General features: G+C 66.1%; 9 protein-coding genes. 2 read left to right on the top strand and 7 right to left on the bottom strand.

Annotation, left to right across the window (positions count from 1 at the left end; all coding sequences use genetic code 11):
* Positions 1-81: 81 nt before the first annotated feature.
* Both QQZ18_RS14480 and QQZ18_RS14475 read left to right on the top strand, forming a co-directional pair.
* Positions 82-3,759 (top strand): EAL domain-containing protein, encoded by a 3,678-nt coding sequence (locus QQZ18_RS14480; RefSeq protein ID WP_284541622.1) that lies wholly within the window; start codon positions 82-84, stop codon positions 3,757-3,759.
* Between the two features lie 156 nt (positions 3,760-3,915).
* Positions 3,916-4,068, top strand: a complete 153-nt coding sequence (locus QQZ18_RS14475; RefSeq protein ID WP_284541621.1) for a hypothetical protein — start codon at positions 3,916-3,918, stop codon at positions 4,066-4,068.
* A gap of 11 nt (positions 4,069-4,079) precedes the next feature.
* Here the strand turns inward: QQZ18_RS14475 and QQZ18_RS14470 are convergent, their stop codons facing one another.
* The 7 genes from QQZ18_RS14470 to QQZ18_RS14440 are packed head-to-tail and all read right to left on the bottom strand — an operon-like array spanning position 4,080 to position 14,119.
* Positions 4,080-4,760, bottom strand: coding sequence for a transaldolase family protein (locus QQZ18_RS14470; RefSeq protein ID WP_284541620.1), 681 nt, complete (start codon positions 4,758-4,760; stop codon positions 4,080-4,082).
* A 51-nt stretch (positions 4,761-4,811) separates the two neighbouring features.
* Positions 4,812-5,996 carry an amidohydrolase family protein gene (locus QQZ18_RS14465; protein WP_284541619.1) on the bottom strand — a complete coding sequence of 395 codons (1,185 nt, stop codon included), beginning with the start codon at positions 5,994-5,996 and terminating at the stop codon, positions 4,812-4,814.
* Positions 5,993-8,635 carry a selenium-dependent xanthine dehydrogenase gene (gene xdh, locus QQZ18_RS14460; protein ID WP_284541618.1) on the bottom strand — a complete coding sequence of 881 codons (2,643 nt, stop codon included), beginning with the start codon at positions 8,633-8,635 and terminating at the stop codon, positions 5,993-5,995. Before xdh ends, QQZ18_RS14465 begins: the two co-directional genes overlap by 4 nt.
* Before the next feature lie 15 nt (positions 8,636-8,650).
* Positions 8,651-10,675, bottom strand: coding sequence for a 4Fe-4S dicluster domain-containing protein (locus QQZ18_RS14455; RefSeq protein WP_284541617.1), 2,025 nt, complete (start codon positions 10,673-10,675; stop codon positions 8,651-8,653).
* A 23-nt stretch (positions 10,676-10,698) separates the two neighbouring features.
* Positions 10,699-11,616 carry an N-carbamoyl-D-amino-acid hydrolase gene (locus QQZ18_RS14450; protein WP_284541616.1) on the bottom strand — a complete coding sequence of 306 codons (918 nt, stop codon included), beginning with the start codon at positions 11,614-11,616 and terminating at the stop codon, positions 10,699-10,701.
* A gap of 14 nt (positions 11,617-11,630) precedes the next feature.
* A complete protein-coding gene (locus QQZ18_RS14445) occupies positions 11,631-12,887 on the bottom strand; it encodes a Zn-dependent hydrolase (protein WP_284541615.1) in 1,257 nt (418 codons plus the stop codon).
* Positions 12,884-14,119 carry a diaminopropionate ammonia-lyase gene (locus QQZ18_RS14440; protein WP_284541614.1) on the bottom strand — a complete coding sequence of 412 codons (1,236 nt, stop codon included), beginning with the start codon at positions 14,117-14,119 and terminating at the stop codon, positions 12,884-12,886. The genes QQZ18_RS14445 and QQZ18_RS14440 overlap by 4 nt, the downstream gene beginning before the upstream one ends.
* Between the last annotated feature and the right edge of the window lie 70 nt (positions 14,120-14,189).

The raw sequence follows: 14,189 nt of genomic DNA, 5'->3' as shown, positions 1-14,189 counted from the left end.
GTGCTGAAAGGCGTGTTCCCCGGAGGCCGGCTCGGAGTGTTTGCGGGCTGCGGTCTGCTGTACACCGGACTGTCCGCGGTTATGCTCGCGATCGTCGTGCTGGCCGGTGTGAAAACGCCCGTGTGGCCTGCCGACGCCGTGGTCATCGCCCTCTTGGCCAACCGACCGGTCGGCGATCGGTTGGCCGGTGTGGCGGGCGCCCTCATGGGATGGCTCCTGTTCGCCTGGTATCGTGGCGGCGACGCGCACTTCTTTGTCTCCATTCTGTTCGTGCGGGCTCTCACCATGGGAGTCGGCTTCTGGGTGATCGATCTCGTCCGGACCTGGGCGGAACGGTCGCACAGCGAGGAACTGTTCGAGGTGGTTGCCGCGCTGGCCGCCGCCATATTTGCCCCTCTCGCCAGCCTCGCCTTGGCATTCCTTCTTTCGCGAGCGGGAATTCTGCGGAACACGCCGATGCCGCTCGGTGTGTGGTGGGGCGGCGGGACCGCCGCTTTTGCCATCTTCCTTCCGCCGTTGCTCTATCTGCAACGCGATGCCGCGCGGCTTGGTCGGCGGCCCGTTTGGCTGAATGGCTGGGCTTTCATAGCCGTGGTGCTGGTGTTTTCGGCTGGCGCCGTCGCCGCCACCGCGACGCTGCCCGAGCCGATGGTGTTCTTCGTCGTCCCGCTGCTGCTCGCGAGCTTTGTGCTCCGCCCCGTAGACATGGCGGTGTTGTCGGGCACGGTCTGGTTCGCGACGATGATGGCCGCCTATGGCATGGTCGGAACGTCGCAGGCTCCCTTGCTGACTCCTCTCGGTGTCTCCATCGGCGTTTTGCTGCCGATCGCTACCTGCGTGTTGTTGGAGCGCCTGCGTCAACGCGAACGGGATCTGGCCGAAAGCGAGAACCTGTTTCGCCGATCGATGGACGATGCCAGCATCGGCGTGACGATCATCAGCACGGATGGCATTTATCAGAAGGTCAACGCTGCCTTCTGCGCCATGACCGGCTACAGCGAAGCGGAACTCCTCGGACGATGCTTCCAGGACATAACCTACGAGGCGGATCGGGGCAGGCTGGCCGGCTTCTGCAACGGCATTGCCGAGGGCAAAATCCGCAGTCTCAAGGCTGAAAAGCGCTATGTGCGAAAGTCGGGCGAGGTTTTCTGGGCGGAGCTCTCCATCATTGTCCTCGCCGACCCGGCAACCGGCCGGCCGAACCGCCTGATCACACAGATCGAAGACATAGACCTCAAGAAACGAACGCTCGAAGCCATAGCCGAGAGCGAAAGCCGCTGGGCCTTCGCGCTGGAGAATGGCCAGCAGGGCGTCTGGGATGTCGACAAGTCAGGCGGCCGCCTCTACACCTCGCCCACTTGGAAGCGGATGCTTGGCTACGAACCGGACGATGTGTCGATCGACGGCGGGGATGCATGGCTCCAGTTGATGCATCCCGACGACCGCGACACCTTCCTCGCCGTCAACGATGCCCATGAGCGGGGCGATACCGAATGGCTAGAGGCGGAGTTTCGCCTGCGCCACAAGGACGGTCACTGGATTTGGATTCTGGACCGCGGCAAGGTGATCTCTCGCGATGCCGACGGTCGTCCGCTTCGTATCATCGGCACCCACACCGACATTTCCCGCAACAAGGCGGCGGAGCGGGAGATCCAGCTTCTTGAGGAGCGCGTGCGCCTCGCTGTCGAAGCCGGCGGCATCGGTCTCTGGAGCATCGATCTCGCCACCGGCACTGCTACCTGGAATGGCGAGACCTTCGGCCAGATGGCGACCGACCGGACCGGACAGCGCTCGCTCGAATGGCTGAGCTTCGTCCATCCCGAGGATCGGCCAAGTCTGTCGGACATGCTGCATCAGGCTGCATTGGATCCGAGCGCGCGCGTCAACACCACCTGTCGCCTGCTGAGCCCGACGCGCGGCGTGGTGCATATCCGCGTGCTTGCCGACCAGGTGACGCTGTCGAGTGGCGACAGGCTGCTGCTCGGCACGGCCTGGGACATCAGCGAACAGGTGAGTTCGGCCCAGGCGCTGCGCGACGAGAAGGAGCGCCTGAGAACGACGTTGCACGCCATTTCCGACGGCGTCATTGCCACCGATGCCGACGGCCGCGTCGCGCTGATCAATCCCGCCGCTCAGCGAATGACCGGTTTCTCCGAAGCGGAGGCCTGTGGTCATCCGATCGAAGAGGTCTTCCAGGCCGTCCATGACGACAGTGGCCGGCCTGCCGCGTCATGCGTGCGGCAGGTACTGGAAACCGGTGCGGCGGTCGAACGGCTCGGAACGCAGGTCATCGACGTGCGCGGTCGCGACGTGCACTACATCCGCGAAGCGGCGGCGCCGATCGCCGCCACGGCTGCCGACGGGCGAGCCGGCGCCGTTCTGGTCTTCCAGGACGTTTCGGCCGAGCGCGCCATGCAGCGGTCTCTCGCCCATGCCGCGACCCACGACGATCTCACCGGTCTCGCCAATCGCCGCCATTTCGAAACGCGTATCCAGGGCATGATCGCCACGGCGCGTGAGGACGGCAGCCAGCACGGGCTTCTGTTTGTCGACCTCGACCGCTTCAAGATCGTCAACGACACGGCCGGGCATCTGGCCGGCGACGCTCTCCTGCAGGAAGTGGCACGCACCATGCGGTCGATCGTGCCGATCAGTGATTGTCTCGCCCGGCTGGGCGGTGACGAGTTCGCCGTTCTGATCGAAAACTGCGACCGTCAGTTCGCGGCCTTCGTCGGCGAAAAGCTGATCGGCGCCATTGAAGCCATACGCTTCACCTGGGAGGGCAAGATTTACGAAGTCGGCGCCAGCGTCGGCGTTACCCAGGTTGACGTCACCACCGCCAGTGCCGAGGCGGTGCTGGCCGAGGCCGATGTTGCCTGCTACGCCGCGAAGGCCGCCGGCCGCGGTCGCGTCTCCGTGTTCCTGCAAGACACCGGCGAGGCGCAACAGCACATGAGCGACTTCCGCCTCGCCGCCCGTATCCGCGAGACCATAGAGAGCGACCGGTTCGTGCTCTATGCCCAGGAGATCCGACCGATAGCCGCCATCGGCGCGCGCGGTCGCTCGCTCGAAGTCCTCATCCGCATGCTCGACGATGACGGTGGTGTGTTGACGCCGGATGCCTTCATTCCGGCCGCCGAGCGCTTCGACCTGATGGGCGCCATCGACCGTTGGGTGCTGGCCAAGGTCATCAGGCATTTCGGACCGGCGATCATGGCGGTGCCCAATCTGCGCGTGGCCGTCAACCTGTCGGCCAACTCGCTCAACGACCCGACGCTCTGGCGCTACCTCGCCGATCTTTTCCGGACGAGCCCTCTGACGCCCTCGCGCCTGACGCTTGAAATCACCGAGACGGCCGTCATCAATTCCTTCGAGGTGGCCCGCGATTTCATCCGCGCCGTGCGTGGCATCGGCTGCCGCGTCAACCTCGATGACTTCGGCTCCGGCCTGTCATCGTTTACCTATCTGAAGAGCTTCGATGTCGATGCCATCAAGATCGACGGCAGTTTCGTCCACAACATGGCCAACAGCGCCTATGACCGCACCGTCGTCCGGGCGATCAACGAAATCGGCCGCCAACTCGGAATCGAGGTCATCGCCGAGCGCATCGAGGACGAAGCCACTCTGAAGGAACTGGCCGCGCTCGGCGTTGGCTACGGCCAAGGCTATCTCTTCAGCGAGCCGAGCGATTTCGACGCGGTTCTCGCGGGCTTCGGCGATGGACGTGGCCTCGTTCCGGCCGAGCCTCTGCGTGCGTGAGTCCGCGGCAAACCGCATGGACCTAAGCTCGGGTTGTATCTGCGCAAAAGCCGGTTCATCATGCTCTGCGTTGGTGGCCAGCCGGAAGACCGGCCCGACGAAGGAAAGGCGCGCGGCGACTGTCGCGTCGGCCGCGCTTTCGCTGAGGAGAGCGACATGGCCAAGGGACAAGTGAAAAAAACCAAGGAAGCACGCAAACCGAAGGCGACCAAGCCGGCCGGCGCGAAGACGACATCGGTGACGGATGTCTTTGCCAAGGCAACCGACGACGCCACCCATCACGCCGGCAAGAAGAAGACGGCGGCGTAAGCGCTCCGGTTTCAGATAAGGTCGGCCGTGCTGCGGCCTTCGCCGTAGGCGGCCGTCCAATCGGCGGCAAAGCCGGCAACGCCGGAGTCGGTGAGCGGGTGGCGGATCAGCGCTTCGAGAATATCGGGCGGCAGCGTTGCCGAATGCGCTCCGGCCATCGTGACGTCATGTACCTGCTGGACGTTCTTGAACGAGGCGGTGAGCAACCGGGTCGGCAGTGCATGGGTGCGGAAGAGATGGACGATGTCGGCGACGACCTTGACGCCGTCTCCACCGATCATGTCAAGCCGATTGACATAGGGGGCGGTGAAGGCTGCACCGGCGACCGCCGCCATCAGCGCCTGCTGGGCGGTGACGATGGCCGTCGCGGTCACGTGGAAGCCGAGCCCGGATAGACGGCGGATCGCCTTGAGGCCCTCAGGGGTCACCGGCACCTTGGGGTGGAAGCCGGCACCGACGAAGTCGGCAAGCTTGCGCGCTTCGGTCACCATGGTATCGGCGTCGTGGCCGGTCACCTGGACATGCAGCATGGAGCCATCGCCGATCACGGCCCGGATGTCCTTGATGATGTCCGGGAACGGCCGCTTCTCGCGCGCGATCAGCGTCGGATTGGTGGTGACGCCGGCGATCGGATAAAGGTCCGCAAGGCGGGCGATGGCGGCGGCGTTGGCTGTGTCGAGAAAATAGATCATCGGTCTCTCCCTTCGCCGACAATAGCCTTGGCCGGTCGCGCCGTCACGGGGTCAGAGCGCGGCCATCCGCTGCCACAGACGCGCCGCCTCGGCGCGCGCCTCGGCTTCGATCGCGCCGGCATCCGTACCGACGAGGCGACCGTCGCGGACGACGAGCCGGCCGTCGACCACCACCAGCATCACCTTGCCATCTTCATGCACCACCAGATCGCCGGCAGCCCCCGCCGAAAGCCCCGTGGTGGAGAACCCGAAGCGCTCGGCGATCAACCGCTGGCCGGCATCGAGGCGGCCGGACGCTCCGTCATCGCCTTCGGCAGCGGCAAGACGGAAAAGGGCGGCTTCCTCAATGGCCATGTCAGCATTCCAGCCGTCACAGCCGAGCGCGACCTTGTCCGAGTGGCGGAGGTTGGCGGGATAGCCGACCCGGTTACCCTCGTTGGAACGCGGATTCTGGACCAGCCAGAGGCCGTGTCGGTTCGCTTCGCGCACTTCGTCGGCCGTGAGATGCACGCCGTGGGCGAGGACCGATCCGGGCGGCAGCGCATCGAGGGCGAGGAGGCGTTCGAGCGGACCGGCGTAGCCGCGAGCCCGCGCGTCCTCGACGTCATCGAGCGCTTCGGCGACATGGACATGCATCACCGTGCCGAGTGCGGCGCAAAGCTCGCCCGCCGCGCGGATGGTGTTGTCGGATACGGTGAAGCTGGCGTGCAAGCCGACGAGGCGGCGGATGAGCGACGTCTCCTCGACATTGCCGCACTCGACAAGGCCGGCCTCGGCTTCCGCGCGGCCGAAGTTGCGCTCGGTGGCGCCGAAGGCGAAAAGCGCCCGCACGCCGAGTTCTTCCGCCGCGTCGGCCAGCACCTGAAGCGAGCCGCCGATGAAATGCGGCGACTCGTGATGGTCGACAAGGCTGGTGGTGCCGGCAAGCAATGCCTTGGCGATGTAGTCGCGGGCCGACGCCCTGAGGGCCTGGCGATCGAGCGCCCGGTCGAGCCGCCACCATACCTTTTCAAGGATTTCGACGAAGTTGGCGGGCGCCGGTTCGGCCGGCGGCATGCCGTAGGGCGCCAGGCCCGAGTAGAGATGGGTATGGGCGCAGACCGCGCCCGGTCGGATTTCTCCATCCGGGCATGACACGGTCGGCGCTGCCGGATCGGCCGCCTCGGCGATCACGCCGTCGACGATCGCCACGGTGCGGCCGGTTCTGTCGGGGCCCAGAGTGATGGAACGGGTCAATGCCAATGGCTCCGGTCGAGGTCGGGATCGAGGCCGACGGACAGTGCCCTTGCAGCCGGGCTGTCGATCATCGGCAACACCGTGCGCCGCACGCCGTCGAAGGCGGCGAGCGCCGAGGCTACGGCGCCGGCGGTCGGCACGAGGCCGATCTCGCCGATCCCCTTGGCGCCGAACGGCCCCTCCGGTTCGTGCTCCTCGATGATGATCACCTCGACCTCCGGCATGTCGGACGCCCTGAGCACGCCGATCTCACGGACGCTGGCCGTCACCGGCATGCCGTCCTCACAGGGAAGCTGTTCCGTCAGGGCGTAGCCGAGGCCCATGTGGACGGCTCCTTCGATCTGGCCTTCGGCCAGCTTCGGGTTCAGAGCCTTGCCGACATCGTGAGCGGCGATCACCTTGGCGACGCGGCCGGTCTCGTCGAGGATCGCCACCTGCGTTGCCCAACCGAAGGCCGTGTGGGTCTTGATCTTGCCGTTCTTGAGTTGCCCCGGCGCCGTGGTGTCGTCGATCATGATGTCTCCGACGAACACCTCGCCGACGAGGTCCTTCAAGGTCTTGCCCCCGTCGAGCGCGGCGCGCAGCGCCTTCGCCGCCTTGATCACGGCGTTGCCGGCCAACAGCGTGCCGCGCGATCCAGTGGTCTGCCCGCAGCCGACATCGAAGCGGCTGTTGACCTGCGGCACGAAGATCGACGACGGCAGGGCGGTCACCTCGGCCGCCGATTGAGCAGCGATGGTGAGGAGTCCTTGCCCCATTTCGGTGAAGCCGATGTGGAGACCGATGCGGTCTTCCGCTTCGATTTCGAGGCGGCACTTGCCCCATTCTAGAGCGCCATTGCCGATGCCGGAGTTCTTTACCGCGCAGGCGACGCCAACCGCCTTGCCCTCGGCTTTTGCCGCGTAATAGGCGTCCTTGACGGCGAGAAGCGACTTCTCAAGGCCGACCGACTTCTCGAGGATCTGGCCTGAGGAGAAGACGTCGCCGACGCGAACGCCGTTGCGCCAGCGCATCTCCCAACCGTCGATGCCGACCTTTTCGGCGAGCAGATCGAGGCAGCCTTCCATGGCGAACGAGGTCTGGTTGACGCCGAAGCCGCGCATGGCGCCACAGGGCGGATTGTTGGTGTAGGCGGCGATCGAGTGAATGGACAGCGTCGGCACCCTGTAGGGGCCGCAGGCATGGCCGGCGGCGCGCTCCAGCACCTTGTCTCCCACCGAGGCGTAGCAGCCACTGTCGCCGAGAATGTCGATCTTGGCAGCGGTGATTCGGCCCTCGGCATCGCAGCCGACCGAATAGGTCATCTTCATCGGATGGCGCTTGGGATGAACGCGCACCGATTCCTCGCGCGACAGGACCAGTCGTACCGGCCGGCCGGTCAGGCGGGAGAGCACGGCCGTCTGCGCCTGCACCGTCATGTCTTCCTTGCCGCCGAAGGCGCCACCGGTCGGCACCAGTTCGACGAAGATGTTGTCCACCGCCTCGCCCAGCACGCCGGCCACCGCCTTACGGTCCTCGAACACGCCCTGTCCCTGCGAATAGAGGTGGAGGCGGCCGTCTTCGAGCGGCACCGCCAGACAGGCTTCCGGCTCCAGGAACAGGTGCTCGATGCGCTGGGTCTGCCAGGTGCCGGAGACGACGTGGGCGGAGGCAGCCAGCGCTGCGTCAACGTCGCCGCGGTCGATCACGGTCTCGGACAACATGTTGGGCTGGCGCGGATTGACCTGCCGCGCGCCGGGTTTCAGTGCTTCTTCCGGCGACAGCGTCGGCTCCAGCACCGTGTAGTCGACGGCGACGAGAGCCGCCGCCGCGCGGGCGGCCCGCGGCGTTTCGGCTGCGACGGCGGCGATGACGTCGCCGACATAGCGGACTTCTTCGCCCACCGCGACGAACACCGGCCAGTCCTTCTTGATCTGTCCGACCCAGCGGTCGCCAGGCACGTCTCCGGCGGTGGCAATGCCCACCACGCCCGGGTAGGCGAGGGCCTTGGAAAGATCGATGGCGTTGACCCGGGCGCGAGCGTGCGGCGACAGAACGAAGGCGCCGTGCAGCAGGCCGGGCACCTCGATGTCGGCGAGGAACGGCCGATCGCCAAGTGCGAGGTCGCCGCCCCGGAAGCGCTCGACCGGCCGGCCGACGCCGCCATCCGTCATTGGCTGCGGATGCGGCTTCACGCCCGCCTTGACGTCGCGGATCAGTTCGACGGCGTCGATCACCTTCTTGTAGCCGGTGCAGCGGCAGAGGTGGCCGTCGAGGGCGGCGGCGATCTCCTGCCGGTCCGTTGCTTCGCCGGCGTCGGTGAGCGCCTTGATGCGCACCACGAGGCCGGGCGTGCAGAATCCGCACTGGACGCCTGCGGCCGCCTGAAACGCATCGGCGTAGAGCTGGCGCTCCGCCGCGTCGACGCCTTCCAGCGTGACGATCGGACGCCCCCTCACGGCGGCGGCCTTGAGGGTGCAGGTCTTGCTCGGCTTGCCGCCGATCAGAGCCAGACAGCAGCCGCACTGGCCCTGGCCGGAACAGGCATCCTTCACCGAGGTGACCTTCAGCCGGTCGCGCAACACGGAAAGCAGCGTCTCGTCCGCCTCGACATCGAGCTGATGGTCGCGACCGTTGACGGTGAGGGTGATCATGGGCATCTGGCGGGTGTCCGTTCAGTCGAAGGCGGCGTTGGCATAGGTGACGATCGTCGGCGCCGTGACGGCGCGGGCGATGCGGGCGAAGAGGATCATGCGGCCGATATCGGTCGGGCGGTCTGCCGTACCGGAGACCGCCTCGGGTGCGGCCGGATCGATCGAGAGGTCGAGACCGTCGCCTCGGCAGACCAGGCGAACGCCATCGTCGTCGATCGTGAACCGCTCACCGTTGTCGCGCACATGCGAGCGAAGGCCCGTCGCGGTTCTCTCGATGGCAAGACCGTCGCGGTCCGGCGCATCGTCAAGGCTCGCGGGAGAGCCGAACAGGTTGACCTTGCGGGCGAAGGGGCCGCCGGTTTCGGGACAGGTGACGTCGCAGTTGCCGCAGCGGTTGCAGACGTCGGCGAAGATGCCGATCTGCTGGGCGCGCGTCACCGCCTGCGTTTCGCCGACAATCACGGTCGAGCCAGGGCTCAGCGTCGCGGTGACGACCGGTTCCTGCGGCAGCGGATAGCGGAAGATGGCGTCGTTGGGGCAGATGTTGACGCACTTGCCGCAGGTCTCGCAGTCGAGAAGCGCCAGCAGCACGCCCGTCCGGCGCGGCGGATGATCGACCTCGGGCCGGCTGTAGCGACGGTCGGTCCGCACGCGAGCAGCATAGTGAGCGGTGTTGCGAAGTCGGGCGGCCGACACCCACGCCTCGAAATCCGGCCCGGCGGTTTCGCGCAGGTTCGCACCGGTCGTGAGGGTCGTGGTCAGGGCTACCTTGCGCTCCGCTGCGATTTTCAGATCGCCAAGTGCCGCTTCAGCAAGCCCGAAGGCCTTCAGGGTGTAGATGTCGAGATCGGTTGCCTCTACCTCGGCCAGGCGATCGGCGAGGTCGGCGATATAGTCCGTTCCCTTGCCATAGCCGGCGCCTTTCAGAAGGTCGGTGCAGACGCTGACCGGCTTGAGGCCGAGCGCCACCGTATCGGCGAAGTTGCCGACGTCGATGCCGGCCGAGAAGGAAATCGGGAAGCGATCGCCGAATTCGGCCCGGAAGCGGGCGACCAGCTCGATGGCCAGAACGTGTAGCGGCGGACCGGACAGGTACATCTCGCCGGTGCCGGTCGGAAAGAACTGCTTGTGGTTATGGACGAGCAGGGTGTTGGAGAACTTGACGCCAAAGCCGCGCCCGACTTTGTCGGCCAGTTCGCCGAGCCGGCCGACGATGCCCCTGACGTCCTCCCATTTCGCGTCCTTCTCGAAGGTCGCGTCGGGCACCACGAGATCGGCGTAGCCGAGACTGTCATGCAGGATGGCATTGAGGTCGGTCTTGCCCAGCAGCGTCGGGTTGAGCTTGACGACCACGTCGAGCCCTTCCTCAGCCATCAGGTGGGCGGCAATCGCCTCGATTTCGCCGGGCGGGCAGCCGTGGAAGGTGGATACCGTGACGTTGTCGGAGATGCAGGTGGGATAGGCCTGCTCCCGGAAGTGGGCATAGGCGTCGGGAATTTGCGGCCGCAGCTGCTCGATGACGGCGCTCGCATCCTTCATGCCGGCGATGAAAGCCCGCACCTTGTCCGAGCGGATGCCGGCGAGATCGTAGCCGACGCTCATGTCGATGACGGTATCATCAAGGCCTGGGGCAAGACCCGACGCCTTGGCCATCTCGATCAGCATCATCGCCTTGACGTATTCTTCGAGCGACTGCTCAAGCGACAGTTCCTGCGACCATTCGATGTTGAAGCCCACCGTCTCCATGTCGATGCAAGGGCGGGCGATTTCCAGATGATCGAGCACCTGCACCGTCTTGAGCTCGATCACCCGGCCGCCGGCCAGCCAGCTCAGCACGATGTTCTGCGCCAGTTGAGTATGCGGACCGGCTGCCGGTCCGAAGGGCGTCGCCGCTCTCCGGCCGAAGATCGAGGTGGAGAGGTCACGGCCGGCCGCCGCCTTGGCGAACTTGAAGCGCGGCAGATGGAAGGCGCTCTTCTTCGCCTCGAGTTCGCGAAACATCCGGTTGACAAGTATCGGCAACGGGATGGGCGTCAGGTCGGCCATGGAAATCTGTCCCCGAAGCGGCGTCAGACCGGCGCCGACAGGAGCGGATACATTTCCGGCCGCCGGTGCTTTTTGAAGTTGAAGATATTGGCGCGAATCTCGGTGCAGCGATCAAGGTCGCAGTCGTGCGTAACCAGTTCGTCGCCTAGCGTCGAGGCCATGGCGACGATCTCGCCCGTCGGTGCGATGATGCAGCTCTGGCCAATCAGCACACAGTTCTCCTCGTTGCCGGCTTTGCCGACACCGACCACCCACATGCCGTTGGCATAGGCGCCGGCCTGCATGGCCAGGTGGTTGTGGAAGCACTGCAGGTGATCGTGCTCTGGGGCGAGCGGATAATGATAGGGCGTGTTGTAGCCGATCAGCACCATCTCGGTGCCGCGCAGCGCATGCTCGCGGTAGGTCTCCGGCCAGCGGCGATCGTTGCAGATTGCCATGCCGATCTTGCCGCCGAGGCAGTCGGCCGGTTCGAAGAAGGTGTCGCCGGGCTCGAAATAGCGCTTCTCAAGGTGCTGGAAGGCGCGCCAGGGCTCGTTATCGGTGTGCCCGGGTAGGTGTACCTTGTGGTAGCGATGGACGATCGCACCGGTCTTGTCGACGATGATCGAGGTGTTGAAATGCCGGACGCGGCCGTCGATCACCGTCTTCTCGGCATAACCGAAGCTGATGGCGACGCCGAGTTCCCGGACCTTGGCGAACAGCGGCGCCGTTGCCGGACCGGGCATCTCGGTTTCGAAGAAGCTGTCGACCTCGGCCTGGTCTTCCATGAACCAGCGCGGGAAGAAGGTGGTCAGCGCCAGTTCCGGATAGACCACGAGATCGCAGCCGCGACGGGCGGCCTTTTCGAGCAGCGCGATCATCCGGTTGACGACGACTTCGCGGCTGTCGGCGCGGGCGATCGGCCCAAGTTGGGCGGCACCGACGACAATGGTGCGGGACATTCTCTCAATACTCCTCAGGCGGGTGTGTTGGCGCGGCCGGCCAGCTCCAGCGCCAGCGTGCCGAGCACGGCCAGACCGTTGGCGATGTCGCTGGGCGCCGTGTATTCGGCAATGTTGTGGCTGAGTCCGGCGATGGACGGAACGAACACCATGGCGGCCGGACAGGTGCGGGCCAGCATCTGGGCATCGTGACCGGCGCCGGAAAACATGCGGCGGGTGGAAAGGCCGAGGCTCTTGGCCGTCTTTTCCACACGACCGACCAGTTGGCCGTCGAAGGCAACGGGTTCGAAGCGCGCCAGGGGCCGACGCGTGAAGGAGACGTGCTCCTCCTCGGCCACACGCGCCACCAGGGCGGCAAGACGCGCCTCGGCTTCGGCCAGCACCTTCTCCTGCGGATGGCGGAGATCCACCGTCATCTGCGCCATTTCGGCGACGACGTTGACGAGGTTGGGCCGAAGGCGCAGCGAGCCGACGGTGCCAACCATGTCGCCGCCGATCGACTTGGCGATGTCGGCGACGCCATGAGCGATGCGGGCAGCGGCAAGTCCCGCGTCGCGCCGAAGACGCATCGGCGTGGCGCCGGCGTGGCTCGCCCGGCCGGACAGTGTGATCTCGGTCCAGGAAATGCCCTGCACGCCCTCGACGACGCCGATGTCGATCCCCTCGGCCTCCAGCACCGGGCCCTGCTCGATATGGTATTCGAGATAGGCGGCCGCCTTGATGCCGCCGAGTGGCGCGGTGCCGGCATAGCCGATGTCGGCGAGGTCGTCGCCGAGCCGCGTGCCGTCGATGGAGATGGTGTCGAGAGCGTCCTGCAGCGGCAGATCGCCGACGTGAACGAGACTGCCCAGCATGTCCGGCTGGAAGCGGGCGCCTTCCTCATTGGTGAAGGCGGCGACGGTCACCGGATGAACGGTGGATATGTTGGCGTCGTCGAGGGCCTGCAGCACTTCCAGACCGGCGAGCACGCCGAGGTTGCCGTCGTAAAGGCCGCCGGTTGCCACCGTGTCGATATGCGAGCCCATCATCACCGACGGGCCGTCCTGCGTACCCTTGCGGGTCCCGAAGATGTTGCCGATCGGGTCGATCGCCACCTCAAGTCCCTGGTCCCGCATCCAGCCGACGACGAGATCGCGGCCGGCGCCATCCTCGGGTGTCAGGGCAAGGCGGCAGACGCCGCCTTCCGGCAATGCGCCGACCTGACCAAGCGCCTTGAGGCGCGCGACGAGACGGTCGCCGTTGACGGGCAGGGCGGGAGAAAGGTCTGTCATCTCTGTGCTCCAGCGCGAACCGCGTCGCCGGTGCGGCCGACGATGCGGGCGTAAAGATCCGGATCGGTGTCGCCCTCGCTGCCGATGAGCAGGACACGCGAGGCGCGATCAAGACCAATCGACTGCCGCCAGTCCGGCTGACCGGCGGCGACGATCAATCCGGCAAGGCCCGCGCCCCCCGATTCGCCGCCGACAATGGTGGCCCCCGCGGCGCCCGACGCCAAGAGCTGCATTGTGGCAAGGGCCGCTTCGTCCGGGATGGCCATGAATGCGGATGCTCCGCCTTCAAGGATCGGCCAGGCGATCACCGAAGGTTCGCCGCAGGCCATGCCGGCCATGACGGTATCGAGCTCGCCCGCGACAGCCGTCGGTTTTCCCGATCGCGCGCTTTCGAAAAGGCAGGCCGCCCTGATCGGTTCCACCACCGTCATGACGGGCATGTCGGCGCCGTAGGCTTCCCAGAGGTGGGCGATGACGCCGGCGGCAAGACCGCCGACGCCGGCCTGGAGGAAGACGTGCGTGGGTGGCGCCTCGCATGTTTCGAGAGCCTCGGCCACCATCACCGCATAGCCTTGCATGACGTCGCGCGGCACGTCGGTGTAGCCGGGATAGGAGGTATCGGACACCACGAACCAACCGTTTTCGGCGGCCGCCCGATCGGCCTCGCGCACGGAGTCGTCGTAGTTGCCCTTGGTTCTGACCACCTCGGCTCCGTAGCGCCGAATGGCGTCGACGCGCTGTTCCGAGACCGTCTCGTGAACGAAGATCGTGGCCCGCGCTCCGAACGTGCGCGCGCCCCAGGCGACCGAACGACCGTGATTGCCGTCGGTAGCGCAGCAGACTGTGATCTGCTTGGCCGCCTCTTTCAGCCGACCGGAGGCAAGTGCCGCCTCGTCGAAGCTGTCGTTGCGGCGTCCGAGTTCCCGGGCAAGCAGGCGAAACACCGCGTAGGCGCCGCCGAGCGCCTTGAAGGAGCCGAGACCGAAGCGGTCGCCTTCGTCCTTGTAGTGAATGCTGGCCACACCGAGCTGCTCCGCCAGCGTTGCGAGCGAGACGAGTGGTGTCGGCGCGTACCCCGGCCAGGACGTGATGATCCCGGCCGCCCTGACATATCCGGCGTGCGACAGCGTTGCCTTGAAGGGCTCGGGATAGGCGCCCGCCTTGCGAGAGGGGTTGCCGAGAAAGGCTGCCTTGTCGGGCATGAAGGCCGGATGTGAGAAAAAGTCTGTCATTGGTCCTATGGTCTTGCTGCCGGCAGTCCGGCTTGACAGTGAAGCATATATGAAAGAGAATTTTCATGAA

Origin of the sequence: Pleomorphomonas sp. T1.2MG-36 (assembly GCF_950100655.1) — a bacterium.
In the GTDB taxonomy this organism is placed as follows: domain Bacteria; phylum Pseudomonadota; class Alphaproteobacteria; order Rhizobiales; family Pleomorphomonadaceae; genus Pleomorphomonas.
The sequence above is the reverse complement of the archived record's forward strand: the minus strand, read 5'-3'. Positions and strand labels throughout refer to the sequence as shown.

Excerpts from the sequence above, each read along its gene's own strand:
- xdh (WP_284541618.1), bottom strand. The coding sequence starts at position 8,635 with ATGCCCATGATCACCCTCACCGTCAACGGTCGCGACCATCAGCTCGAT.
- QQZ18_RS14440 (WP_284541614.1), bottom strand. The coding sequence starts at position 14,119 with ATGACAGACTTTTTCTCACATCCGGCCTTCATGCCCGACAAGGCAGCC.
- QQZ18_RS14470 (WP_284541620.1), bottom strand. The coding sequence starts at position 4,760 with ATGATCTATTTTCTCGACACAGCCAACGCCGCCGCCATCGCCCGCCTT.
- QQZ18_RS14480 (WP_284541622.1), top strand. The coding sequence starts at position 82 with ATGCTCGCGATCGTCGTGCTGGCCGGTGTGAAAACGCCCGTGTGGCCT.
- QQZ18_RS14475 (WP_284541621.1), top strand. The coding sequence starts at position 3,916 with ATGGCCAAGGGACAAGTGAAAAAAACCAAGGAAGCACGCAAACCGAAG.
- QQZ18_RS14455 (WP_284541617.1), bottom strand. The coding sequence starts at position 10,675 with ATGGCCGACCTGACGCCCATCCCGTTGCCGATACTTGTCAACCGGATG.
- QQZ18_RS14445 (WP_284541615.1), bottom strand. The coding sequence starts at position 12,887 with ATGACAGACCTTTCTCCCGCCCTGCCCGTCAACGGCGACCGTCTCGTC.
- QQZ18_RS14450 (WP_284541616.1), bottom strand. The coding sequence starts at position 11,616 with ATGTCCCGCACCATTGTCGTCGGTGCCGCCCAACTTGGGCCGATCGCC.